The following is a 2380-nucleotide window of genomic DNA, read 5'->3' on the forward strand; positions in this document are numbered from 1 at the left end:
AAAGCTGCGAAGGCAGGTTGCGCGCCAGATGCCCGATGCCGAAAAGCTCCAGCACGGACTGCGCCCGTTCCTGCTGGGCCGGACAGACGCGCCAGGGCCAAAAGCCCGTGCCGCTGTAGGCCACGTTCTGCAGCAGGGTCAGATGAGGGAACAGCGCGTAATCCTGAAACATATAGCCGATACGGCGGCGCTGTGCAGGAACAAAGACATTGGCCTGCCCGTCATACAGGGTGCGCCCGCCAAGGCGGATATGCCCGGAATCCGGCCGCACAAGCCCCGCAAGGCATTGCATGGTCAGGCTTTTTCCGGAGCCGGAAGGACCAAAGAGCACCACGTTTTTGTGCTCGTCGCCGATCTCGTAGTCCACATCCAGGCTGAAGGGGACGGCCGCGTTTTTAAAACTTTTATACAAGCGCAAGGAAATCATCACCGCCGCCTTTTCAGCTTGAGCAGCAGTTCCGCCGCCATGAGCATGCTCACGCAGGCCAGCGACGTGACAATGACGAGCCAGGTGGCCTGCGCGTCGTTACCGGCCTGAAAAGCGTCATAAATGGCAAGGGCCAGAGTTTGCGTTTTGCCGGGAATATTGCCCGCAATCATGAGCGTAGCGCCAAACTCGCCCATGCCCCGCGCGAAAGCCAGCATCAGCCCCGCAAAAATTCCTTTCCAGGCCAGCGGCAAGGACACGCTGACAAATACGCGCCATTCCGAAGCCCCAAGAGTGCGGGCAGCATCCTCAAGATGCGAGTCCACCTGCTCAAGGGCAGCTCTGGCGGACTTGTAGATAAGCGGAAACACCACCACCGTGGCCGCCACCACGGCCCCTTTCCAAGAAAAGATGAGAGTTATGCCCATCTCGGCCAGCCAGTGACCCATAAGGCCGCGCCGCCCCACCAGAAGAATAAGATAGTAACCAAGCACCGTGGGCGGCAAAACCAGGGGCAAGGTACACAGGGCGTCCAGCAGCGCGGGCATGGGGCCTTTTTTTCGGGCCAGCAGCCAGGCCATGAGGGTGGCCGCCACAAAAGAGACCAGGGTGGCCGTGCCCGCCACACGGAGCGAAAGCTCCAGCGGGCTCCAGATGGAGATGCCGTCAAGATCCATCAAAAAACCACTCCTCCACGAAAATCGTTGCCATGCTCCTGTTCCGGCATGCAATGCCGCCGCAACCGCCGCCTCTGCCGTGGCGGCCCCCCTGAAATCGGACGTACAGGCCGCCGCCCCGCGACAGCCTGTACGCTGCAAGACTCATCCTGCTACGGCAGACAGGTCACCGCAAGCAGATATCCGGCACAGTCTACGGCTTGGAAAAACCGTACTTTGCCAGAACAGCCTGGCCTTCGGGAGAAAGCACAAAATTCAGAAACGCCTGGCCCATCTTGGGATTGGTTCCGGTAAGCGCCACGGCAATGGGATAGGTTACCGGCTCATGGCCGCCCACAACCATGACCACGTCCACCTTGTCCGCCATCTGCCTGGCGTCGGTGGCGTACACGAAACCGGCGTCAACCTCGCCGCGCGCCACATAATCCAGCACCTGGCGCACGCTGTTGCCCTGAATCAGGGCAGGCTGCAGGTCGTCCCACAGCTTGGCTTCGCTAAGGGCGGCCTTGGTGTAGCGGCCCACAGGCACGGAATCAGGATTGCCGATGGCAACTTTTTTGAACTTCCTCAGGTCGGCAAGTCCGGCGGGTTTTTTGCTGCCCGCGGGCACGATGAGCACCAGGTCGTTTTCCGCAAAATTTTTGCGGGTGGCGGGGTCCACCACTTTCGCGGCCGCGGCCTTGTCCATGGTGGCCTGGTCGGCCGAGGCAAACACGTCAACGGGCGCGCCTTCCTGAATCTGCTTGAGCAGCGGGTTGGAGGCGGCAAAGTTGACATTGACCTTCAGGCCCGGATGCTGTTTTTCAAACATGCCTTTCAGTTCGGTAAAGGCATTGGTAAGGCTGGCCGCTCCTGAAACCGTCATCTCGGCGGCATGCGCGGGCAGGCTCAACAGCCCCACACAAGCCAGAGCAAGAAAAATGCGGGAAAAGAACGATTTTTTCATAGGCTCCTCCCTCGCGTTGTAACGCGATAGTTTTGACTAACTCATACAGGAGCCGTCTGGACGGGCAAGGAGGTCACGTTTTTTGTAAAAAGCGTGAACACTATACAACCTGGTATTTTTTTATGTATAAGACCTAAAAAATGACAGGATACGGTATGGAAAAAAACAAAAACCGTGAGGAAATGGCCGCGCTCTTGCGCACGCTCTCTTCCGCAGACCGGGCGTGGTTGCGCCAACGGCTTATGCGCCGCGACTCCGCCGCCCTGTTGCAGGATACCGGTCGCATCAGCCCCAGAGAACTGCTGGCTGTGGAATCGTGGCTGTGGGAAC

Annotated in this window: 3 protein-coding genes; all 3 read right to left on the minus strand. The window is 59.1% G+C overall.

Annotated elements, in window-relative coordinates:
- On the minus strand, positions 1-427 hold a 427-nt coding region (locus V6C16_RS11370), incomplete at its 3' end, for an ATP-binding cassette domain-containing protein (RefSeq protein WP_333543255.1).
- Positions 427-1104, minus strand: a complete 678-nt coding sequence (gene modB / locus V6C16_RS11375) for a molybdate ABC transporter permease subunit (RefSeq protein ID WP_333536661.1) — start codon at positions 1102-1104, stop codon at positions 427-429. The genes V6C16_RS11370 and modB, both read right to left, overlap by 1 nt.
- Positions 1105-1297: 193 nt before the next feature.
- Entirely contained in the window at positions 1298-2050 is a 753-nt protein-coding gene (gene modA, locus V6C16_RS11380) for a molybdate ABC transporter substrate-binding protein (protein WP_333536659.1), read from the minus strand.
- Positions 2051-2380 lie beyond the last annotated feature (330 nt).

The sequence above is a fragment of the Desulfovibrio sp. 1188_IL3213 genome (genome assembly GCF_036763145.1).
Classification (GTDB): Bacteria; Desulfobacterota; Desulfovibrionia; order Desulfovibrionales; family Desulfovibrionaceae; genus Desulfovibrio.